The organism is Pseudomonas sp. GCM10022186, assembly GCF_042656385.1.
Taxonomy (GTDB): Bacteria; Pseudomonadota; Gammaproteobacteria; order Pseudomonadales; family Pseudomonadaceae; genus Metapseudomonas.
This window is the reverse complement of the sequence record NZ_JBHSOU010000010.1, coordinates 274019-297185: the sequence shown is the minus strand read 5'-3', so window position 1 is coordinate 297185 and position 23167 is coordinate 274019. Positions and strand designations below refer to the sequence as shown.

General features: G+C 57.4%; 16 protein-coding genes and 2 pseudogenes. 8 read left to right on the top strand and 10 right to left on the bottom strand.

Translation table 11 applies throughout. The features are described from left to right. The first annotated feature begins 874 nt into the window (after positions 1-874). A complete protein-coding gene (locus tag ACFPU0_RS07930) occupies positions 875-1510 on the top strand; it encodes a fimbrial protein (protein WP_377692328.1) in 636 nt (211 codons plus the stop codon). A 967-nt stretch (positions 1511-2477) separates the two neighbouring features. Here ACFPU0_RS07930 and ACFPU0_RS07925 read toward each other — a convergent pair. From ACFPU0_RS07925 to ACFPU0_RS07880, 10 genes and pseudogenes are all read right to left on the bottom strand, one after another. After that, the gene (locus tag ACFPU0_RS07925) at positions 2478-3248 is read right to left on the bottom strand and encodes a 3-hydroxybutyrate dehydrogenase (protein ID WP_377692327.1); all 771 of its coding nucleotides are present in this window, start codon (positions 3246-3248) and stop codon (positions 2478-2480) included. A 58-nt stretch (positions 3249-3306) separates the two neighbouring features. After that, positions 3307-4698 (bottom strand): GntP family permease, encoded by a 1392-nt coding sequence (locus tag ACFPU0_RS07920; protein ID WP_377692326.1) that lies wholly within the window; start codon positions 4696-4698, stop codon positions 3307-3309. A 63-nt stretch (positions 4699-4761) separates the two neighbouring features. Then, complete coding sequence (locus ACFPU0_RS07915; protein WP_377692325.1) at positions 4762-6033, bottom strand: OprD family porin; 1272 nt, start codon at positions 6031-6033, stop codon at positions 4762-4764. Positions 6034-6313: 280 nt separating this feature from the next. Then, positions 6314-7766: pseudogene (locus ACFPU0_RS07910) on the bottom strand (sigma-54 interaction domain-containing protein); the annotation flags it as partial. A gap of 165 nt (positions 7767-7931) precedes the next feature. Next, positions 7932-8429, bottom strand: a pseudogene (locus tag ACFPU0_RS07905) (OprD family outer membrane porin); the annotation flags it as partial. Between the two features lie 27 nt (positions 8430-8456). Then, positions 8457-9422, bottom strand: coding sequence for a site-specific integrase (locus ACFPU0_RS07900; protein WP_377692324.1), 966 nt, complete (start codon positions 9420-9422; stop codon positions 8457-8459). Between the two features lie 451 nt (positions 9423-9873). Then, positions 9874-10329 carry a hypothetical protein gene (locus ACFPU0_RS07895; protein ID WP_377692322.1) on the bottom strand — a complete coding sequence of 152 codons (456 nt, stop codon included), beginning with the start codon at positions 10327-10329 and terminating at the stop codon, positions 9874-9876. A gap of 231 nt (positions 10330-10560) precedes the next feature. Continuing rightward, on the bottom strand, positions 10561-10752 hold the full coding sequence (locus ACFPU0_RS07890) for a hypothetical protein (RefSeq protein ID WP_377692321.1): 192 nt from the start codon (positions 10750-10752) through the stop codon (positions 10561-10563). Positions 10753-11399: 647 nt separating this feature from the next. Next, on the bottom strand, positions 11400-12167 hold the full coding sequence (locus tag ACFPU0_RS07885) for a crotonase/enoyl-CoA hydratase family protein (protein ID WP_377692319.1): 768 nt from the start codon (positions 12165-12167) through the stop codon (positions 11400-11402). A gap of 6 nt (positions 12168-12173) precedes the next feature. Then, positions 12174-13601, bottom strand: coding sequence for a coniferyl aldehyde dehydrogenase (locus tag ACFPU0_RS07880; RefSeq protein WP_377692318.1), 1428 nt, complete (start codon positions 13599-13601; stop codon positions 12174-12176). 633 nt (positions 13602-14234) lie between these two features. On the opposite strand from ACFPU0_RS07880, the gene ACFPU0_RS07875 reads away from it, so the two are divergent. The 7 genes from ACFPU0_RS07875 (at position 14235) to ACFPU0_RS07845 (ending at position 23027) form a co-directional block, all read left to right on the top strand. Then, a complete protein-coding gene (locus ACFPU0_RS07875; protein ID WP_377692316.1) occupies positions 14235-14855 on the top strand; it encodes a c-type cytochrome in 621 nt (206 codons plus the stop codon). 5 nt (positions 14856-14860) lie between these two features. After that, the gene (locus ACFPU0_RS07870) at positions 14861-16030 is read left to right on the top strand and encodes a cytochrome-c peroxidase (RefSeq protein ID WP_377692314.1); all 1170 of its coding nucleotides are present in this window, start codon (positions 14861-14863) and stop codon (positions 16028-16030) included. Next, on the top strand, positions 16027-17091 hold the full coding sequence (locus tag ACFPU0_RS07865) for a hypothetical protein (RefSeq protein WP_377692312.1): 1065 nt from the start codon (positions 16027-16029) through the stop codon (positions 17089-17091). The genes ACFPU0_RS07870 and ACFPU0_RS07865 overlap by 4 nt, the downstream gene beginning before the upstream one ends. 11 nt (positions 17092-17102) lie before the next feature. Next, positions 17103-18476, top strand: a complete 1374-nt coding sequence (locus tag ACFPU0_RS07860; RefSeq protein WP_377692311.1) for a parallel beta-helix domain-containing protein — start codon at positions 17103-17105, stop codon at positions 18474-18476. 357 nt (positions 18477-18833) lie between these two features. Next, positions 18834-20654, top strand: a complete 1821-nt coding sequence (locus ACFPU0_RS07855) for a DUF1302 domain-containing protein (protein ID WP_377692310.1) — start codon at positions 18834-18836, stop codon at positions 20652-20654. A 20-nt stretch (positions 20655-20674) separates the two neighbouring features. Then, a complete protein-coding gene (locus ACFPU0_RS07850) occupies positions 20675-22027 on the top strand; it encodes a DUF1329 domain-containing protein (RefSeq protein ID WP_377692309.1) in 1353 nt (450 codons plus the stop codon). A 247-nt stretch (positions 22028-22274) separates the two neighbouring features. Beyond that, positions 22275-23027, top strand: coding sequence for a hypothetical protein (locus ACFPU0_RS07845; protein ID WP_377692308.1), 753 nt, complete (start codon positions 22275-22277; stop codon positions 23025-23027). Positions 23028-23167 lie beyond the last annotated feature (140 nt).

Here is a 23167-nt window from a genome sequence, read left to right as displayed (position 1 = left end):
TATAGCAATCTGCGATAGTCATACTATCGGCATCGAGGAAATATAGCAAACCGCTATTTTTCGTGGTCGCCTGCATCCGCCCTAACTCCCGCGCTGCCGCACGCTCTGCATTCGCCTTGCTGACGTAGGGGGGCCGCCAACCGCCTCGTCATTTCATCGATCCAGTGATTCCGCGTGGCTGCTGGGCGCTCGAGTTTCCTCGGTGCTCCTTGGGGCCGGGATTCGAACAGTCCGAGTCGGTAGCCCAATGAAATCCGGGAAAATCCAACACCTGGCCGCCAAGGGCCTACACCAGGAAAAACAATGGTTGTAAGCCTCACTCCCCTATGCATACAGCCTGTTCCTGATTTGTCCTTCTCCCTCCAAGAACCCGGGAGCGCATGGGTAGATTGCCGGTCTTTCGATTCTTGGGAGCCCGATGTGAAGTTCCATTCTCGACTTCTGCGTATCCTCGCCCTGTTCTGTCTCGCGATGCCTGGCATATCCTTCGCTGCGATGTACCAGTGCAGTACCACTGGCGGCACGAAGAGCTTCGACTTCGACTTCGAGCACACTTTCACTTCGCCGGAAGAGAACAGCCATCAGACGATCATGCCCAGTGCCTACACCTGGAGAGTCGGCATCGACTACCCGGCAACCTGCGAATGCGGGCATCCAGGAACGCTTGTCCAGCCAATATCTACTACACCACCGACACCGACCTTGCCGCAGGCTATAAGGCAGAGGTCAACGGGAAGGAAATACAGTTCTACAAGGTCAACCGCAATATCCAGGTGGCAGCTGAAGTCTACGTCGGTGGGAAAACGAAAGAGTACGTCCCCTTGCCGCTGTCCGGCTTCGACAACGGGGGCTCGCCGGACGACAAATCTTTCAAATGCTTGAATACCTACAAGGTCGAGTTGAACTTGGCAACTGGCAGGGAAGGCCGCTTGCATCTGATGATCGACAAGCCCTTCATCGGTGTGTCCACCATCCCCCGCACCAAGCTGTTCGACCTGAGGGGCGCGCTCTTGAAAGTAAGCCCGACAGGGGCCTCGCCCCTGGCCAGCGTCTGGATGAGCGGCAGTGTCATCGTGCCCCAGAGCTGCCAGTTGGCCCCGGCCAGATCACCACCATCGACTTCGGCAACATCAACCCCAGCGACCTGGTTGGGCCGGGCGAGACGTCCCCCCATGCGATTACCCGGACCTTCAATGTCCAGTGCCGCAACATCTCGGATTCCGTGGCCATCAAGCTGTCGCTGGAAGGCGCCCCGCACAAGGTGCAGACCGACGCCCTGGCGGTGAACGACCGCAGCGACCTGGCGATCATCCTGAAGAACAACGGCCGCATCGTGCCGCCCGTGGCCGAGGGCGTAACCCCCACCACGCCCAACTTCATCCCGCTCGACTTCAACCAGCCGGAGCAGAAGGGCCAGTTCGACCTGGAGGCCCATCCGATCAAGGCGGAAAAAGAAGTGGAGCCCGGCGAATTCAAGAGCCAGGTGACGGTGAAGTTCGAGTTCGAATGACAGGCCTGACCCAGTGGCTCGATCCGAGGAAGGGGCTCACGTTGCATTTATCCGGGCCAAGTGGATGGCCAAAGGTGTGACCGGCAAGACGGCGAACAACCGACTCGGGTATCTCGAGGCGGTCCACAACGAGTTGCACAAGCTGGACGTGGTCGACTGCCCCGGTCCGTTCAGTCGGATTCGTCCAGTACGCCTGCAGGAGAGGCCGCTGGCCTCGGATTGGAAGCGCGACGCAATCGCAGCACCGCGCCTCTTACGGCAATGGTCGCTCATATCTGCCTCGCCGCTGGCGCTCGATGGGGCGAAGCCCAGGCATTTTTGCGATGTCAGCTGGTTTTGAGTGAGGCTTGGCGAAATCGGCCGTTTGGTGGACCGCCCAAAAGGCCTGTAAGCGTTGGGGCCGGGGAAGGATTTTCCGGCTGGCGTCCTTTCTGCTGGAGGAATGCACCGAGGACCGAGGATCTGTCCAGGGCATTAGCCGAGTGGGAAGCAGAACCAGATGTCACACCGGCAAGCACACCATTCAGCCGCCGTCTCATGGTTGATGCGATTATGCGACTTTCGTCCCCCCCGGCCCGTATCAATTGCTGAACCCGCGCCAGCCCCTTCGCGTAAAGCCTGTGCACCTAAGTTCTGAAGGAACAGCCGAGCTGGTTCATTGAGTGGGTAGGCCGTCACCGCCTCTTCATCATTCTCAATCTGGTGCTTCTCGACTTAACCGAGGGTGGTCAGGCGAGACATTGCCATTGGACTTTCCGCGAAACTCCGGCTACCTCACTTGCACCCCAAGCCATGGCTGACTGCGCACCATCCTCTTCGGTAGTGGAGCGAGAGGGCAGAGCGTGCAGGGGCGCAAGGAAATCACACCACTGGCACGCAACACCCCTGGCTTTTAATAGTCGATCATGCCTCTCCAGCACTATATCGCCCGATATGGCGAGGCAAACGCTGTGTCTCGCATCGGCATTTATTGGGCCGTCCAGCCGCCATCCATGTTCCAGGCGGCGCCACGGACCTGGGCGGCGGCATCGCTGCACAGGAAGAGCGCGAGCTCGCCGAGTTGCTCTGGGGTGACGAAGTCCAGCGAGGGCTGCTTTTCCGCCAGCAGGTCGTGGCGCGCCTGCTCCGGACTGGCGCCGGCACTGATGCGCGCGTCGATCTGTTGCTGGACCAGCGGCGTCAGTACCCAACCGGGGCAGATGGCATTGCAGGTAATGCCGGTGGTTGCGGTTTCCAGTGCGGTGGTCTTGGTCAGGCCGATGACCCCGTGCTTGGCGGCGACATAGGCGCTCTTCCCCGCCGAGGCGACCAGGCCGTGGGTCGAGGCGATGTTGAGGATGCGCCCCCAGCCGCGCTGGCGCATGCCCGGCAGCGCCAGGCGCGTGGTGTGGAACACCGAGGACAGGTTGATGGCGACGATCGCGTTCCAGCGCTCGACGGGGAAGTCCTCCAGCGCGGCGACGTGCTGAATGCCGGCGTTGTTGACCAGGATGTCGAGGGCGCCGAACTCGCGCTCGACGTAGGCGATCATCTCGGCGATCTGGTCGGGCCGGGACATGTCCGCGCCATGGTGGCCGATGCGAGCGCCGTGGACGGCGAGTTCGCCAACCACCGCGTCGATGTCGCCGAAGCCGTTGACCACCACGTTGGCACCTGCGGCGGCGAGACGATGGGCGATGCCCAGGCCGATACCGCTGGTGGAGCCGGTGACCAGGGCGGTCTTGCCATTGAGGTTCATGGGTTTCTCCTGTCGGTCACGGCAGCCGCGTGCTGGCGGCTGCCTGGTAGTGTTCGGCTCAGACGATGCCGGTCGCGTAGAAGGTGCCGATCACCAGGAACACGGCTAGCGTCTTGATCAGGGTGATGGCGAAGATGTCCTTGTAGGCCTCGCGGTGGGTCAGTCCAGTGACCGCGAGCAGGGTGATGACGGCGCCGTTGTGCGGCAGCGTGTCCATCCCGCCGCTGGCCATCGAGGCGACCCGGTGCAGGACTTCCAGGGGGATGTCGGCGGCGTGGGCGGCAGCGATGAACTGCTCGGACATGGCCGCCAGGGCGATGCTCATGCCGCCGGACGCCGAGCCGGTGATGCCGGCGAGGGTGGTGACGGTGATGGCCTCGTTGACGAGTGGATCGGGGATGCTCTTGAGTGCGTTAGCCAGCACCAGGAATCCCGGCAGCGAAGCGATCACCGCGCCAAAGCCATATTCCGAGGCCGTGTTCATCGCCGCCAGCAGGGCGCCGGAAACCGCGGTTTTGCTGCCTTCGGCGAGCTTGCTGCGGATCACCCGGTAGCTGCTCACCAGCACCAGCAGGATGCCCAGCAGCAGCGCCGCCTGCACCGCCCAGATGCCCGTCAGCTTGGCCACGTCACTGGCCACCGGCGCGGCCATGCCGGCCAGTTGCAGGCTGTGGACCTTGCCATAGACCTGCGGAATCCAGTGGGTGAACAGCAAGTTGGCGCCGCCCACCAGCACCAGTGGCGAGAGCGCCAGCAGCGGGTTGGGCAGTTTCAGGTCGCTGGCGGTCTCCGGCTCGTTGCGCAGGTCGTTGCCGTAGCCTTCACCGGCGGCGTGGGCTTTGTTCAGTTGGCGGCGCAGGAACAGCATGCCCATGGCGAACACGAACAGGCTGCCGATCACGCCCAGCCAGGGCGCGGCCCAGCCATTGGTGCTGAAGAACGTGGTCGGGATGATGTTCTGGATCTGTGGGGTGCCGGGCAGCGCGTCCATGGTGAAGGTGAAGGCGCCAAGGGCGATGGTTGCCGGGATCAGCCGCTTGGGGATGTTGCTCTGGCGGAACATCTCGGCGGCGAACGGATAGACCGCGAACACCACGACGAACAGCGATACGCCGCCGTAGGTGAGCAGTGCGCAGACCAGTACGATGACCAGCATCGCCTGGCTCGTGCCGAGCAGGCGGATGGCGGCGGCGACGATGGAGCGCGAGAAGCCCGACAGCTCGATCAGCTTGCCGAACACCGCGCCCAGCAGGAACACCGGGAAATAGAGTTTGACGAAGCCGACCATCTTTTCCATGAACACCCCGGTGAAGGCCGGGGCGACGGCGGAGGGATCGGTCAGCAGTACCGCGAGCAGGGCCGCGATGGGGGCGAAGAGGATCACGCTGTAGCCGCGATAGGCGGCGAGCATCAGCAGGGCGAGGGCCGCGAGGGCGATGACCACGCTCATCGAATGAATCTCCAGTTGGCGCGGCCAGGTGCCGCGAGTGGTTCTTGTTGTGTTGGTGAGGGCTTACCAGAGCGGCAGCACGTAGCTGAGGATCAGACGATTTTCGTCCAGGTCGCTGCCGAAATGGCTGGAGCGCACGGTCGCGTTGCGCCACTTCACGCCCAGGTTCTTCAGCGGGCCGCTCTGCACCACGTAGGCGATGTCGGTGTCGCGCTCCCATTCCTTGCCTTCGGGCCGTCCGGCGCCCAGCTCGATGTCTGTGCCTGCCAGGTAGCGCGTCATGAAGGTCAGGCCGGGGAGTCCGAGCGCGGCGAAGTTGTAGTCGTAGCGCGCCTGCCAGGAGCGTTCGTCCTCGTTGCCGAAGTCGTTGATCTGCACCAGGTTCACCAGGTAGGCGTCGGTGCCGTTGATATTGGCGAAGCCGGTGTCGCCATTCATGCGCTGATAACCCAGGCCGAAGGCGTGGCCGCCCAGGGCGTAGGTGAACAGCGCGCCGAAGGCTGTGTTATCCACGTTGCTACCGCCATCGTCGGTGCTGCGCGCCCAGCGGATGTCGCTCTTCAGCGACTGGCCTTCGGCGATGGGCAGCAGGTGGTTCAGGGTCAGATAGTGCTGCTTGTAGAGGCCATCCAGGCCGCCGTAGTGGTAGCCGGTGCTGAGGTTGGGCGACCACTTGTATGACGCGCCGGCGAAGTCGAACCGGTCGCTGGTCTTGGTTCGCCCCAGGACGATGTTGCGGTTGCCGCCGTTGAACAGGGCCATCTCTTCGTTATCGGAGGAGTTGCGCAGGTTGATGCGGTCGAAACGGCCGAGGTCGAGGCTGAGGTTATCCACTTCGGCCGAGTTCACCCAGGCGCCCCGGAAGGTCTGCGGCAGCAGGCGGCTGTCGTTGTACAGCGCCACTGGCAGCTTGGGCAGCAGGGTGCCGACCTTGAGGGTGCTTTGCGAGGCGCGCAGCTTGGCGGTCAGGCCCAGCTCGCCGTATTCGTCCTGGGCGCGGTTGGGCTTCTCGCGGTCGGACTTCAGCAGGCCAGTGCCGGTGCGGTCGGGGCTGGAGTCCAGCTTCACCCCGAGCAGGCCGAGGGCGTCCACCCCCACGCCGATGGTGCCGTCGGTGTAGCCGGATTCGTAGCGCAGCAGGAAGCCCTGGGCCCATTCCTCGGCCTTGCTCTGGGCGGCACCGTCCTGGCGGAAGTCGCGGTTGAAGTAGAAGTTGCGGAGCTCGACGCTGGCCTTGCTGTCAGCGAGGAACTCGGCGAAGACCTGGGGCGAGAGGCTGAGGCTGGTGCTCAGCGTGGCGATAACGGCGGCATGATTGAGCGTGGAGCGGCTCATCGGAAGATCTCCTGGCGCCAGGCCGAGTGCGAAGCGGGACGTGCCGTAGTGTCCCGTGGGGTGGAGTTCGCGATCGGGCTGCGTTGATTGTTGTTATGTCGGCTATGCGGACAGGGCCGCGCCAGGCGACATAGCCAGGATCGTGCCAATTCTGTAACTATTTGATTTTTAAGTATTATTTTTGGGTTTGAAGGTGTTGGGGCGCTACGCAATTCTCCGAATGGAGACAAATCGCGTGCTGGCGGCTCCAAGATGCCCTGCCGTACATGGAAATCCTGGCTGTCTCTATCTGGAGACTTGTCTCGGTTTCAAGACGAAAGGCCCAGCGCGGCCATCTTCTTGTACAACGTCGAACGGCCCAGCCCCAGGCGCCGCGCCGCCGCGTCGACATTGCCGGCCTGTTCGGCGAGCACGCTGCGGATCAACTGACGTTCGAACTCCTCGCGCGCGGCATAGAAGTCCTGGCCGATGGCAAGGCTGACGGAAGGCGCACTCGTCGCTGCCGGCAGTGGTTGCAACGTGCCGAGGGCCGAGCGCAGCGCGGCGGCGTCGATTTGCGGGCGGTCGCCAAGCAGCACGGTGCGTTCCAGCAGATTGCGCAGCTCGCGCACATTGCCCGGCCAGGCGTGCTGGGCCAGCAGGGCCAGACCGTCGGCGTCCAGTTCGTAGAGCGTCTGATGGTCGTCGCGCAGGCCGTCGAGTATGGTTTCGCACAGCGCCGGCAGGTCCTCCAGGCGCTTGCGCAGCGGCGGAATCTCGATGGGCAGGACGTTGATGCGGTAGAACAGGTCGGCGCGGAAACGCCCCTCGCGCACGGCGGCATCGAGGTCGATGGAGGTGGCGGCGATCAGGCGGATGTCGCTGCGTAGCACCTCGTTGGAACCCACCGGTTCGAACTCCTTTTCCTGCAGCACGCGCAGCAGCTTGCTCTGCAGGGCCAGCGGCATGTCGCCGATCTCGTCGAGGAACAGGGTTCCGCCCTGGGCAATCTGCAGTTTGCCAGGGCGGCCCTTGCGGTCGGCGCCGGTGAATGCGCCCGGCGCGGTGCCGAAGAACTCCGCCTCCAGCAGGGATTCGGGAATCGCCGCGGCGTTGATGCTGACGAAGGGCTTGTCGGCGCGCGGCGAGGAAGCATGGATGGCGTGGGCCAGCAGCTCCTTGCCGGTACCGGTCTCGCCCAGCAGCAGCACCGGTGCCTCGCTGGCCGCCCCGCGCCGGGCGCGGCGCTTGACCTCCAGGCTGGCCGGGCTGGTGCCGATGAAGTGGCCGAAGCTGTATTTCGCCTGGCGCGCCTGCAGCAGGGAGCGGGTCGAGGCCAGCTCGGCCTGCATGCGCTGGTAGCGGGTCAGCAGCGGCGAGAGGGCGCGCAGCTCGTCGAACAGGGCGAAGCCGATGCCGCCGATCACCGCGCCGGCGTCGTCGCGGATCGGCACACGCATCACCACCAGCGGGTCCTTGGCCATGTCGAGAATGTCCAGGAGCACCGGCCGGCCGCTGCTGACCACCTCGCGCATCAGGCTGCCGGGGATCACCTGCTCCACCGGCCGGCCGATGGCCTGCTCGGCGTCTTCCAGGCCGAAGCGCTGGGCATAGCGCTGGTTGATCCAGACGATGTGCGCATCGCGGTCGACGATCACCGTGCCTTCGCTGAACTGCTCGAAGATTTCGAACAGCGAGCGTATCGCCAGTTGGCGGACGCTTTGATAGTCCGAGAGGGAGTGGTTGTCGCTCATGAGGCATTCGACAGTCCGATAGGTGAGTCGCGCACCTTAGCGCAGCGTTATTCGGTCGGCGAGCGTTCTCGCACCGACTTTTTCGTACAGAGCCTCTATGCGGCGTTTTTCAAATATCGTGGAGCAATTCAGGCACTGGGTCTCCGGGTTGGCGACGGTGCGGGCTTAGAACCCGCCGTCGAAGGGGAACTCCGCGGCCAGGCGGATCTGGTCGGTGTCGAGTTCCGCCTGTGCGGTGTTGCCCCGGTGCACGTTGTAGCGCAATGAGAACGCCAGGCCCTTGGCCGTGCCGCACTGGATCACGTAACGGGCCTCGAGGTCGCGCTCCCAGTGCTTGCCGCCCCGGCCGTAGCCCAGGTAGGCATAGCCGCCGTCAGGGTCGACGTGGCTTCCGTCTATGTCGGTGCCGCGTAAATAGGCGGCGCTCAATGCCAACCCCGGCAAACCGAACCTAGCCAGTGCCAGGTCATAGCGCAGCTGCCAGGAGCGCTCGTTGGGCGCGTTGAAATCGGAGAGCTGCGCGGCGTTGCCGAGCCAAATGGCGCCGCGCGTGACATAGTCGAACGGCGTATCGCCATCCACCTGCTGAAAACCGAGGCTGATGGTGTGTGCGTCGTACGCATAGCTCGACACCAGGCTCCAGGTGATGTTGTCGATCCGCCCCTATTTCCTCTAAAGATGGCTCCGAGGTTAGCGTTGGGCAGGAGTTTCTTTGCTTTTGCCTCGCGATTCCACCAGCCTGCCCATTCGCCCAATCCAGTTTCCTTGTTGTGCGAGCGGAGAGTTGACCTCATCAGCTTGACGCTCCCGTCCATACCGAGGGGTAGACTTCGGAGTGCGGATCGTGGGGAGGTCGGCTCCGCGTGCCGGGCGAACATAAACCTTCATGCCTTGGCCTGCCCGGCGGTCGCCATAGACTGCAATCGAACCAATGGACTGGTGTCCCATGACGTATGCCAACTGCGCAGGGCTTTCCCCAGAGGCTTTCAGTGCAGAACCCAGCCGATGTCGGAAGCTCTTCAGTGTTGGATGAGATTTTCGTCGTCGCCAGAGTTTGCGGCATTCGACACGCAGTCGATCCCGGATTGCGGTATTGGTGCGCGAAGACTGCTGGAGACGTTCAGCAGCCCATTTGACGATACCCAGCACCCCGGAATCTTCAATCTCCAAGGTGCGATCCGCACCACGGTCACGTTTGGCGTTCTTCTTGCCGCCAATGATGTGTACGAGGCGGCCGGCGACAGTGATGGTACGCATCTCGCACGGGCGAGCCCCCAAATGAAAGGCAAGTATCAGGGCGGCTAGCTCATCTTCGAACTGTCCATCGGTCAGGCGCTGGGACAGGGCCTCGAAGTCTTCGTATGGAACAGACTTGACTTGCTTCGGGCGTGGCTTGCGTTGTATTCCGGAGCCTTCGAAGGTAACTGGATTCTGGGACGTGCGAATCTGCTCAGCTGATTCCTGATCTCCACGAGCGAGTTGCTCGTAAGCCAGGGCATTTTTCAGCACGCGAAAAGACTCCGGCGTGAGCTCGGGGGCCACGGATTTCAGAGCCGCGCAGATCTGCGCCGAAGAAGGTGAATCGGAACCGAGGTGCTTCCGGTAGAAGTTGCGAGCGCGTGTGCAGTAACGGCGAAGGATAGTGGGCAGGGGCATGGTGTTTGGCCTTTCTTATTGTTTTGATGACAAAGCAGCGCAGCCGCTTCGCGAATGGGCGCCGGTTCAGTTCTAACGCCGCTCAAACTCACTCGCCTTCGCTCGTTCATTTGTTGCTCTGTTAGAACCGCCCCAGCGCCCCCATACTCGCGCCGCGAGTATGGGGGGAGGGCGCGCGTACTCACGCTTCATCTACATTCAGCGTGCGGGTGGAGAAAAACCGCGCGCAAGTTTTTTGTCATCAAAAGCAGCAGCCGGCGCATGGCGCCGAAGGGGCGAGCGTCAGCCGCAGACCATGTCTGCGAATTGAGTGAATTTCGCTCACCTGGTGTGCGGATTTCACGCAATGGGTGAGCGAAATCTGCACAAGGCCAGAGCGGGGCCTTTCAGCTTTGGAGAGGGCACGGTTTGCGCTGACGGTGATGGGATGGCACGGCGTCTAAAAGTTGGATCAATGGTTCTGGTTTCTCGAAGCGAGCCGACAAATCAGCCGAGCATCCAGCAGCGCGTGGTGCGGAGCGTCCTCAACTTCTGGATCGTCAGAAATCTCATCGAGCCCCAGTTCTCGACAACCCAAGACATTGGCAGGCAAGCCGCTGGGGCCGAGTAACTCGAGGAGCAGGGGCCAGTCCCATCGAAGTGCGTCGCCGACGATCTCAACTGAGCCTTGTTTTGCGAGGAACTCGCGTAGCGCCGCAGCGGCGCTTTCCCTGGATGTACCGTGGATTTTCAGAGCAAGCTGGGGAAGCACTGTGGTTCGCGTGAACTCGCTGCAGGAACTCTCAGACCAGCCATCCAGCAACTCGACATAAAATTCCGCACCATCACTTGCTACCAGAGCCAGAGAGATCAGGCTTCGGTCGAGCGTTAAACTGGTGAACTCTGTGTCGAGGTAGAGCGTTCGCATCGTTGGTCTCATGGTGGGGTCGCTCAGTCGCAAATACCGCGCCCCGGAGATGCTGAATTTACAGCGCCCTCTCAAGCCTGCCCCAAATGAGCCTGCCGACGCTTGATTTTCCATACCCATGGGCGGCATTGCTGTTGCAGTTTGGGGCAGTTGCTCCAAGACCCGCGGATCCTCGAGCAGCAGGCGGAGCGGGACACTGAGCAGCCTAGTGTCTGCCGCAACCCAGAAGGGCTAGTCCAAATGTTCAGCGATGTGATTGACCAGCTTCAGTGGTTCGGCGCTGTCGATGATTGAGAACATCAGATCACGCTTGCTGCGAGGCAAAAGCTTGGCACAGCGTTTAGCTGTAGCTCTGATCGCTTGGTCTGAACGATGAATATGAGCCGCGAGAAAGAGGGCCAACGTCGCGTCTTGAAGGTTCAACGGGATGTCCTCTATCTGAGTCGGCGGAGAGTATGCCTTTTGACTAGGAAGTCGTCCAACCTGATGGATGTGAGGAGGCTGCAGCTGAGTAATTCAATACACGTAGGTGCACACTCTTCTTGGGAGTTAACTCACGTTCGTTTAATTAGGGGCAACTCAATTCTCAGGAGGGAGGACGGTCTGCTTCAGTCAAAAGCTATTGATCCGCAAGAGTCAGCTCTGGCGGAAGGTTGGTGTTTGCAGCCAATCTCAGCTCATTAAAAGATTGAGGTTCACGTAGTACACCACTCGCCTCGTTTACTTTCGTGATATCCAGACAGTAGCGCTGTCCGGCGATAGAACAACAACGTGTGGCCAGATGCCGTTGGTGTCGCCAATGATCTCTACCAAATCGACAGCTTGAATTCGAACCGGTCGGATATCTGCTGTGGCACCCGGTGGCTTCGCAGGATCTGCGCATTGTTTGCGCAGATCATTCCGGCGACTCGATCTAATTGGGGTATGCGGGGTGAGGATGCGTGGGCTTTTCTTGCGTCGAGATGACCGACTTGGCTATTGCCCGCTGAACCTGGCAGGACCGCGCTCGATGAAAAATTTGATGCCCTCTCCAAAATCATTGCTGCGAAGTAGGGGCAGTAGATCGGGAATCAGTCTGTCCATATTCGAGAACTTCTCAGGGAGGCCTGGACGCCGAGAGGCGCCTGCTGCGAAATACGCTCCGCAATATCAAGCGCGCGGTCGAACTGTTCGCCTGCAGGGCACACTACCTGCACCAGCCCCATACGGTAAGCCTCGTGGGCGTCGAATTCGTCCCCCGTCATCACGTAGCGCATTGTGTTGCCCCAACCGATGTTTTGGGCGAATCGTACGGTTGCTCTACCTACGGCGTAGAGTCCACGTTGGACTTCGATCTGGCCAAAGCGGCAGTTATCCGCTGAGACGCGAATATCCGCAGCGAGCATCAGCTCCAGGGCCAAGGTGTAGCAGACTCCATGACTCGCTACGACAACAGGCTTGCTCACGCGGCGAAGCGGGTCGAGACCGAACGGATCGCAGGCACCTTCGGGCAACTGTGGGAGGCCGCAGGTGGAGAACTGTTTTGCCCATGCATCAAGCTCAAGGCCTACCGTGAAATGCTTGCCTTCGCCGTAAAGGAGGCCACAACGAAGGGCCTCGTCGGTATTCAAGACACCGTAGGCCTCCGCCAGCTGGACATAGAGTTCGATGTCCATGGCGTTGAGCTTTTCTGGCCGATTCAAGCCGATGCAGAGGACGCCTCCACGTCGCTCGACTCTGACTTTGGTGGTCATTGGTAACGGTTTCCTGTGGTGATTGGCGGAAGGAGAGGCATCGAATCCCCTCGTGCGGCCGATGCTGGCAATCGATTTGGGGCTGCTCGTCAGATCGAGTTCCAAGGGTTATTACCCAAGCATCAGCTTGATCAACCGCTCAAAGACTTTATCGTACGGAGGGTAAAGGAGCGGAAACGCAGGGTAAGAAAACTGCTTGAAGACTGGTCGAAGTTTAGAAAGCTCGAGGAAACCTTCGTAACCGTGATAGTGCCCAATACCGCTGGCGCCCACTCCGCCAAACGGAAGGTCATGCTGAGCGACATGCAGCCCGCAATCGTTGATTGCAACGCCCCCGGACTGGGTAAGGGACACGACCTTCTCCTGTATCTGGCGTTGATTGGTAAAGAGATAAAGGGCCAGAGGGTGGTCTCGATCCTTGATGTAGTTCAACACCTCCTCCAGTGTGCGATAGGTTTTGATGGGCAGAATTGGGCCAAAAATCTCCTCCTGCATCAGGTGCATTTCATCGCTTACATTCACGACCAGTACCGGGGCAATCTTGCGTGCGGCTTTACTGCTGATATCACCAGACAGTAGATTGATGACCGTTGCCCCTTTGCGTTCGGCGTCATCGAGGTAACCCAGCAGCCGTGTATAAGATGGCTGATCAATTATCGACGTGTAGTCCTTGACCGATAGCGAGAGATAGCGCGCCGGTGCGATCGTCCGGCAGTGCCGTACGAATGCATCCCGTTGAGACTCATGGACGAATACATAGTCCGGAGCAACACAAGTCTGGCCGGCATTGACGGTTTTCATTTGAAGGATCCGCTCTGCTGCCTTCCTGAGGTCAAAGTCCTCATGAACAATGACGGGAGACTTTCCTCCGAGTTCCAATGTTATAGGCGTCAGGTTGCTCGATGCCGCTTTCATTACCCTACGACCCGTTTCAGCCGAGCCAGTGAAAATCAGGTGGTCGAAGGGCATGCTGGAAAACGTAGAACCATTGATGTCTGGCACAATTGCCAGCGTTTGCTCTTCGAAGTTATCTTTCACCAGACGATGCAACAATGCGCAAAGATTTCGAGAGTTTGAAGCCATTTTAACGATGCAGCGATTGCCAGCTGCCAGGGCGCTGGTTACCGGGCCTATGACCAGATAGAGCGGATAGTTCCATGGCGCTACGACTCCCACGACCCCTTTGGGCTGTGGAACTACCGTATTTCGCGCGCCTAGGAACCACTTGGAAACATGCCGGCGCTGAGGCTTCATCCACTTGGCCAAACGCTTGTGGCAATCACGAATTCCATCAACCGAGAGAAAGAGCTCCAACAACTTGGTCTCTTGATGAGCGCGGTTTCCGAAGTCCAGACTGATCGCTTCGCAGATAGCATCTTGGTTATCGAGCAAAATTCGCTCTAGACGCTTAAGGTTAGCGCGGCGATCCCTCAGGCTTGGGATTGGATTCATACGATATGCCGCACTCTGTAAGGTGAAAATTCGAGCGGCTTCAGTTTCGCTACTACTGGTGGGGTTGGTTGGGACTGCAAGGTTCATTGTTGTAATTCTCCTGATATGACGCTGGAGTTGCGGAGTCCTGGTTGGCAACCCCGCGCAAGCGACGTTCTGTAGGGCACGGAAGAGTAATATCGAGAGTAGCGGGCTGCTTGGCTGTGAAATTGTCTGGTGGTGCCAGTCTTTTAAGCAGTTCATGCCAACGGATCGTCTGTGGGGCGGTCGTACGAATAAACTGATAGGCGGCAGCACTGCTTCGCCATTCCAGTAGTCGATGCAAGGCTTCACTAGGCCTGGGTTGTCGCCCTTGTATTGGCCTTTGTCGGCGTGTCTATCCCCCTGTAGCCAGCAACCGCTACATCCATCCACTCGGCAGCAAACTTAGTGAGCCCTTTGCGGGTTGTCCCAAAACTCCTTCAAGTCTCTGAGGCCAACTTCCAGATAACGCGCCTGTGGTCGCCCGCTCTACTGACGCTGTTGGCTCCGGATTGCTGCCAGGTTTCTGATGCGGCAAATGGCAAATTTGTTGGCATGTACTGACAAGCCGCTCTGGGCGCAGATGCTTATCGTCACTAACAGCTTGGCGGAACCTCTACTGGGGAATCTGCTATCGCGTGGGGCTTAGGCAGGAGGGCCCGCGTAACAACGAGGGCAGATAAGCATGAGGAGTCGGACTTGAACAAAGCGGCAGTACTGCTGGGGATTACTCTGGCTTCAATGGGTAACAACAGCTGGGCGCTTGACACTGGAAAGACTGTATTCGAGCAACGATGCGCGGCCTGTCACCAAGTCGACGGTACCGGCAACGAGGCACTCAAGGCGCCAAGCCTCGCGGGGTTGTCACAGTCCTATGTAGAGCGTCAGCTCAATCACTTTCGCAACGGACTGCGAGGCGCCAATTCTGGTGATCTTGAAGGTCAGGTCATGCGAGGTATCACCGCGAGCCTGAAAGACGATGAAATAAGCCAACTCGGTCAATACATCGCGCAGCTGCCACGTCGAAAAGTAGGCAAGCCGGCAAAACAACTCAGTTTTGCAGGTCGCGGATTGTATTCCGGCTGTACCAGTTGCCACGGCGCCCAGGCTGAAGGGTTTGACGAACTGGGAGCTCCCCGCCTTGCTGGCCAACATGAGTGGTATTTATCGGCCCAGCTGCTTAAGTACCGATCTGGTCTGCGCGGCGCGCATCCGGACGACAAGTATGGTCAGCAGATGAGTGTCATGGCTGCGGGGATTCGCGATGACGCTGCAATCGAAGTGCTGGTTCGACATATCGGCAGCCTGGCAACTGAGTAAGTCACATGTATCGTACTTACTGCTTCCTGGGCCTGATGGCGCTGGTACATCTCGCCGAAGCCGAGCCATTCGAGCTAAGCAAGAACTGTCCCTCAAGTTTCGAGTTGCTAGCAGACGGCACCTGCCAGTTGCGAACGCTGTACGACTTCTACGACTCGCCAGACCAGCATGGCGGGGTACAGGCGCGGCTTCCCGACCTGGCCGAGCGCTATACGCCCCAGCAGATTGATTTAGGACGCCAGCTGTTCTTCGATCCTCTGCTTTCCGCGAACAAGGATCTGTCTTGTGCGTCCTGCCACCAGCCAAGCAAGGGCTTTGCCGATGGGCGCGGTCGTAGCCTGGGGGCCCGCACGGCTGATGGTGAACGCACGGAGCTGTCGCGTTCGGCGCCGAGTCTTTGGAACGTAGGCTTCCTGAAGCGCCTGATGTGGGACGGTCGAGCCAGTACGCTTGAGCAACAAGCGTTGTTGCCGCTATTCAATCCGGACGAAATGGGTAATAGCGAGGAACAGCTAGAAAAGGATCTGAATGCCACGCCTGCTTATACACGGCTTTTTCTGGAGGCATTTGACGCTCCACCTACAGTTGCCAATGCCGCTCGGGCCCTAACGGCCTTTCAGAATAGCTTGGTGAGCATGAACAGCCGATATGATCGATATGCGTACGGCGATTCAAAAGCACTGAGTGAACAGGAAATCCGTGGCCATAACGTATTCCGTGGATTCGTTGCACGATGTTCACAATGTCATATACCGCCGCTATTCACCGATAGCGAACTAGCGGTAATCGGCAGTCCCGCATTACCCGGCAAAAGTCCCGACCCGGGGGCTGGTGGATTATCCAAAGATCCCAACCTGCTCGGGGCATTTCGGGTGCCCACACTGCGCAATATCAGCAAAACCTCGCCTTACTTTCATGCCGGGCAATTTCGAAACTTGGAGGAGGTCGTGCATTTCTATAACGACAACCGCGGACATGCAGCGCCCAAGGACCAGAAGTTGAAGATCCACTGGCATGTCCATATGACCAGAGGCCCCGAGCTAAGTAAGCAAGATGAGGAAGATATTGTCGCCTTTCTTGAGAGCCTAGAAGACCAAGGCATGACTCCGGAAATTCCAAAAATCGCGCCATCGGGACTGCCGGTCGCGCCAGCACTCAACCTGGAGACCCCATGAAAATAAATAAAAAACTTATGCCTCTGGCGATAGCCGTTATGGTCGGGCAAACCGGTTTGGCTGGCGGCTTGGCCTATGCAGAAACTAATGCGCCGGCTACGACAACTCTTGAGGCCGAGTTACAGGATCCCGCAAAACAGGGGATCTATCGAAAAGAAGCCGAAAAGCTGCTGCTTTGCGAGGAGCTAAGTGATCCAAAAGCCAAAGCGGCCGCATTCGCCAAACTGGCGCCCATGAAGTGGGATCGCAAGCAGATGGGGTGCGGTGTGCGCTATGGCTTCGAACTGGCCCAGGCTCAGCCGGACAATATCGAACTGCAACTGCAGGCCCTGGGTGCGCTGATCGAGTACTTCGATGTACTCGACAAGAGCTATAGCCGTCTTTATTCGGCCAGTCCGGTAATGGATATCGAGCTTAGCCGACGCTGGACCGATACCCGTAACCAGAGCAAAGCCCTGCTTGCCGGCGTAGAGCAACTGTCTGGCCAGATCGCCGAAGTGGTGGCGTTACGAGGCCTCTACACACTGTTCTCGTTGCAACACGAAGCAACGGAGAAGGAAAAAATAGCGTCTCCAAGCATGGCTCTTCCGGATCTTGAAGGAGCCGTCAAGATGAAGCCAGGGGTGCTTGATGGTGGTGGCTTGTTGGCGCTTGGTACTGTTCTGCTGACATTGCCGGAGTTTGCCGGAGGTGACCTCGAGCGAGGTATCGCGCTATTGGATCAAGGTAGCGAACTAAGTCCTCAGAACCTGCAGATCAAAACTGCACTCATCGATGCTGAAATAAGCGAGCGAAATCAGCCGAAAGCCCTGGCTGTTTTAAAAGACGCCGCGAATATCAGCGAACAAGGACAAAACGAACAAGACTACGCGGACGAACTGCGCAAGTTGTCTGGCCAGGCCGTGCGTCTGGAGCAGACGGAACTTGCTAAACAACTGCAAACTCGACGCGAGCTTTTCTTGGCGGCACATCCATATCTGAACAAACGCCTCTCTACCGCTACCGCCGGTCATGGTGGAGTTGATCCATTCACCGGGCAAGATCCCGAAAACATTCAATGATGGAGTCCAACATGAGATCAGTGATTCGACTGACCGCTCTGATTGCGGCAGCGTGCATGAGTGCGACTGCGGCAGCTCAAGAGTTCACAGTGCGTTCAGGTCAGAGCATTCAGGATGCAGTAAAGAAGGCCAAGGATGGAGATGTCATCCTGGTTGAACCTGGTAAATATACCGAGTCGATCTATATCGACAAGCAGAACATAACACTCAAGAGTACGAAGAAGGGCGAGGCTGTGCTTGACGGAGAAAACAAGCGCAACGATGGCATCATCGCTTCAGGCCACGGTGTAGTGATCGACGGGTTCATGGTGAAGGGTTACAAGGGTAACGCGATAATGACTCAGGGCTCCAATAACTTCAAAATTATTAATAATGAGGTGTCCGGGGCCTTCTATGCGATCTTTCCGCAGTTCGGAAAGAACGGGCTCGTGCAGGGGAATGAGGTCTATGGCTGCGAGGACGCCGGAATCTATGTTGGCATGAGCGACAACATTGATGTGCTGGACAATATCGCCCACGATAACGTGCTGGGCCTCGAGTTCGAGAACACGCGTAACGCATTAATGGCCGGCAATAAGGTCTACAATAATACTGCAGGTATCATGCTCTCCCTGATTCCCGGCCTGCCGGTCAAGGACTCTCGGCACGTGGTAATCAGGGACAATGAAATCTACAACAACAACCTGAATAACTTCGCTCCCGCCAGTTCAATTGCCGCAAGCGTACCGCACGGTTTGGGCGTGCTCGCCGTGGGCTATGACGACGCAACCATTGAGAACAATCTGATCAAGGATAACCACAGCGCAGGAATCTTCGTCGCGGATAACGTAACTTTCGGCCTGGCGGATGACCCCAAGGTCGATCCTCACCCTGACAATATCAGGGTTATGAAGAACACCTTCATCAATAATGGTGAGGGGCCCGAAGGTATCCTGGCCGATTTTATTGCTCCCGCGGGAAGAGTTGGCTTTGAAATCATCTCCACTGGCAAGGGCAAGGGGCATTGTTCCGCACAGCAGGAAGGTGTAGAGGGGCTTGGAACCAAGCGCTGGGGCGTTTGCGATGACAGCGTGAGCAAGGCGAACTACAAAACGGCGATGCTTGAACAACCAGTGAAAAGCGAACCGTATACCGCCGAACAGCGTGGTCGCCTGACATACCTGGCTGTCTGCACGGGTTGCCATACATACTCAAGCGTTCTGCACGGCCCTTCCATGCAATCTATCCAGGCACTCTATGGCAAGGATGAAGCAGCGCTGGTCAAGTACATCGCCAACCCGGTGCGCAAGCGTAGCGATTTTGCTGAAATGCCGCCGCAGGCGTACTTGGGCGACGAAACGCTGAAGGCCATTTCGCACTTCATTCTCAACGAACTGAGTCAGTGATGCGCTAATTGGCAGTGGCCTGGCCTCTTGTCAGTCAAGTTCTCGAGCAGAAACCGGGGTCATGCCCTGGTTTCTTGGTTCTGCAACAGCGTCTTCGCTGAACGACTCGACAACAAGTGTTGGATTCGAAGGGTATCCGCTCGATAGACCACTTCTAGGTCTTGACCGTTATTTCAGGCGCTGACTCTCCATATTTGGCATGTCATGCCAGAGTTTCTGGCGCCGGATGACGAGTATTTATCGAGGCGCCTTGCAAATACTGCGATGACCTGGAGTAACCCTCCCCAGGCCTTTTAATAACAAAAAGCTTTGGAGTCGATGACTGTGTATCCACTCTCTAGTATCAAGAACTTGGCCGTGGCTAGGCTCGCTTCTGTTGCTCTGGCGCCACTCGCGATTGCTATATCCGCGCAAGCGGCAGAGTTTGAGGTAGGCGAAGTAACAGGTAATGCCCGTGGCAGTATTGCAGTAGGCGCAACCTGGAGTGCCGAGAACGCCGATCGTAATTTCATCAACCAAGGAAATGCCACCAGCATCGGCCTTGGTGGTGGCTTCAATCCAAATAACTCTACAACTTCCGATGACAATCGATTGAACTTCCGAAAGAAAAATAAGTTGGTGTCTTCGCCGGTAACGTTGCTTGGAGAGATGGATCTGCACTATCAGAATTATGGTGCATTCGTCAGGGGCAAGGCGTGGTACGACTACACCCTGGAAAACGAAGATGTAGATTTTGGACATCTACCAAATGGATACAGAAAGAACAGCAAGCTGGATGACAGCCATTTCGACGAATTGGCCAAGTTTCAAGGGGTAGCGTTACTGGATGCGTATATCTATGGTGACTTCGAACTCGCATCGGCGCCGCTACATTTGCGCGGGGGACGACAGGTCATCAACTGGGGGGAAGGGCTGTTCTTCCAGAGCGGTATCAATGAAATAAACCCGTTCGACCTTGCTGCTCTGGTGCGTCCGGGCTCCCAGCTGAAAGAAGCATTCCTGCCAACCAACATGCTTTATGCAAACCTCGGCGTAACTGACAACCTCACCCTGGAGGCATTCTATAAGCTGGAGTGGCGTAAAACAGTATTACCGGGCTGTGGCACGTTCTATGCCCCGAACGATTTGGCTCCGGATGGTTGCAACGGAATGACAGTGCTCAACGACCTCAATGCTGCATTGGGCGGTGAGTCCAACGATGCATCTGCATTGGCTAACGGCGTATATGTCCGCCGTGCGCGGGATGAAGATGCACGTGACGGTGGCCAGTTCGGCGTAGCGGCGCGTTATTACTTCGAGTCGATCGGCACCGAGGTGGGTGCTTACGCAATGAATGTGCACTCTACGGTTCCATTCTTTGCAGCACAACTTTTCGGTTCAGGTTTCGGCGGTGATTTCTCAGAACCAGATGCTGCGCGTTATCTTGCGAAGTTTCCTGAGGATATCCGAATTTTCGGCCTGAGCTTCAATAGTAGTATCATGGGCACATCGATATTCGGTGAGTATAGTTATCGCCCCAATCAGCCAGTTGGCCTTTATAGTGGCGATTTCGTGCCGGCCGTACTTGACCCGGTAACCGTCTCCAGCGTCTTTGGACTGCCACTGGCGAATGACGTTCTAGCCGCTACTCCGGGTAGCAAATTCAACGGTTATGATCGCCTGGAAACCTCGCAACTGACTCTTGGCTTCATCAAGAGTTTTCAGCAGGTGCTTGGCGCCGACAGTCTCAACCTGATTGGCGAGTCGGCATTAAAGTATGTTCATGATTTGCCAGGTAAGGACGAACGCCGTTACGGCAATGTCGATAATTATGGGAGCGATTTTAACTCGGAACTTGGTTGCCAGGCTGCTGTATTGCCTCAATACCAGAGATATGGCTGCTCTGGTGATGGGTTTGTAAGCAAGTTCTCTTGGGGCTACCGAGTGAATGCGGAGTTGAGCTACCTGAATGCGGTTGCCGGGGTGAACTTGACCCCCTATGTCTCCTTCGGTCATGACGTCAAGGGTTGGTCGCATGACGGCGAACTGGTTGAAGATCGTTTGCGCGGTACTGTCGGACTGCGTGCTGACTACGCCAAGAAGTACACGGTTGATGTCTCCTGGTCGGGTAGTGGTAACACTCGCTATGCACTTACCGACCGTGATTTCTTCGCTCTCAGTGCGCGGATGAGTTTCTAAGAGGCTAGAGGGGAAATTAAATGAACAACAAATTTATCAATTCCGCCTTGCTCTGCGGGTTCATATCACTGAGCAGCAATGTCACATATGCAAAGTTGAATTCAGAAGAAGCAGCACGCTTAGGAAAGGACTTGACTCCAACCGGTGCCGAGAGGGCCGGAAATCCGGAGGGAACTATCCCCGCTTGGGACGGTGGATTAACTCAGATACCGGGAAACTTCAAGCCTGAGGCTGGCTATGCTGACCCATTCGCAGGTGAGAAACCTCTATACACCGTCACGGCCGCCAACATTGCTCAGTACGCCAACGCACTAAGCGAGGGCCACAAGGCAATGATGAAGCAGTATCCTGATTACAAGATGAACGTCTACCCCAGTCATCGTACTAATGCTCTTCCAGCAGAAGAGTACGAGCAAATCGCCAAGGAATCCGTAAGCGTCGAGTTGGCAGATGGTGGGGTAGGGCTGACTAACTACCAGAAAACCAGTGTTCCTTTTCCAATACCGAAAAGCGGCTTGGAAGCTATCTGGAACCATATTGTGCGTTATCGCGCAGGAGGGAATAAGCGTTCTTATAGCCAGCTGATCGTGCAGAGTAACGGTAGTTTCTCGGCGGTTCAGACCGAAGCCAAGCAGATTATGGCGAGCACGCTGGGGAATCCGGAGCCAAACCGGCTTTACTATTATTTGGACGCTGTTACTGGTCCGGAAAGCCTTGCAGGACTCCAGACACTCATTCATGAACCTCTCAATCAAGTTAGTGAAACTCGCCTTGCCTGGCAGTATAACCCTGGGCAGCGCCGAGTGCTGCGTGCTCCAGAAGTATCCTACGATACCCCTGAACTCAGCGCCGATGGTCTGCGCACCACGGACAGTGTGGATATGTTCAACGGTGCGCCGGATAAGTATGACTGGAATCTGGTTGGGAAGAAGGAGATGCTGATCTCTTATAATAATTACAAGCTAAGTGATCGTGGCTTGAAACATGCTCAAATTGTCGGCAAGGAGCATATGAATCAAGATCTGATCCGTTATGAGTTGCACCGTGTCTGGGTGGTCGAGGCTAATCTTAAACCTGGGGCACGTCATATCTATGCAAAACGCCGCTTCTATCTTGATGAGGATAGTTGGAACATTGTTCAAGCGGATATGTACGACGGACGTGGCGAACTCTGGAGGGTCATGGAGGCACACACGTTGCAGCGGTATGACATCAAGGTGAATTTCCCCGCCAGCGATGTCGGCTATGACCTGCAGGCGCGCCGCTATGTCGTTAACGGCGTAGAGAATGAGGAGAAAGCGCTGAGCCAGTTCGGCTGGAGAGGGACGTTGCGGGAGTTTAATCCCTCGGCTTTGCGCCGCTCCGGTCGATAACCAGACATTCTCAATGTGGTGTGGAGAGAATTATCGCTCTCCGTACCCTTTTCAATTGAGGACGCGGTTTATTTTAAATTCGCAGCGTTCGAGGAAATCAATGATATCGGGAATGGTCTAGGGGGGCGAAAGAATGGAAGGGCATTCGCGGAATGATAATCTTCCGGGTCGACCATTTTGGTCTGGGGTGTACTAAGTAAAAAATAGAAGGTAAACTTTCTTTTGGCTGATAGCGAGTGACAACAAGATGAGCGCTGCTTGCTCCTACGGTACTCCACGTCATGGAGTGAATTTCGCTAGCTCCTATTTTCGAATTGCGTTCATTGCCTTGCTATTGGTCCAACTGTTTCCATTGACCGTGGCGGCTGCACAGGATCTGCATGGTGACATTTGCTTGACGGCGGTGAAAGTCATGCTGGAGCCGCCAGGATTCTCAAGTCCCCGATTGAAGCAGTTGGAGGACCTTCGTGCTACTCTGCCGCAGCTTGACAATAAGTTGCAGCCTCCCATGCAGCGTCTGATCCGAAGCATGGATAAGCTCTTGGCGACACTGCATGGGCAGTCCCCTCTCTCTCCTCAAGATCATGATGAGTTCAACATCGCGTTGTTGGACATGCTGACGTTGGTAAAACCTGGCTCTTCGGCATACGAAACGCCGTTGACCGACTTGCCTGAGCGCCTCGATTTTGCTTTGGTGCTCTATGTCTCGTGGGCTGAGATTGGTAGCTTGCGCCCGGCGCGAGAGCAGTCTGATAGCTACTTGGGTTTGGATATTCCATACTTGGCAGAAAGCATCGAGCGCGATCTGCTTCGTGATGATTGGGTTTCGTTAAATGACGAGCATCAACGGCGGATCCTAGAAGATGCGCAAGCGCGTTGGCGATATATTGCCAAGCTGTTGCTCAAGGTCAATACAGACCCGGCGCCACTAAGCGTTGCGAAACAAATAGGTAAAATTAGAAGCAATCTCTTGTTGTTGCGTCGATCAAGTGAGGCGTGAGTTCATTTCCTGATATTCTATTCGATCAGGAGTCTGGCTGATCGTGTCTGCTATTCATCGCATCAAGCCCGTATCTATAGTGACGAGTCGACAGCACCGAGGCTGTCTCTGAGCGGGTAAGCAAGGAAAGTGTTGGGGGC